General features: G+C 43.6%; 1 protein-coding gene. It reads left to right on the forward strand.

Going from position 1 to position 312, the window contains the following annotated elements; genetic code table 11:
- Positions 1–99: 99 nt before the first annotated feature.
- Positions 100–312 (forward strand): hypothetical protein (locus AC4II3_RS25595; protein ID WP_490722923.1); only part of this gene is annotated, 213 nt, incomplete at its 3' end.

Here is a 312-nt window from a genome sequence, read left to right on the forward strand (position 1 = left end):
CTTGCCAGTGGCTCCAGAATAGGCATCTTGCCAGTGGCTCCAGAATAGCCTTTATGAATGTGTCAATATCAATCAAATTAAATATTGGTCACTGGTAATATGCCATCATATTGGTCACTGGCTAAGGTCTTCTCACTGGCAAGATGTAATAATCCTGGTCACTGGCAAGATGCCAGTTCTACTTTTATCACCACTGGCAAGATGCCAGTTCTACTTCTATCACCACTGGCAAGATGCCAGTTCTACTTTTATCACCACTGGCAAGATGCCAGTTCTACTTCTATCACCACTGGCAAGATGCCAGTTCTACTT

The organism is Moorena sp., from assembly GCF_982860115.1.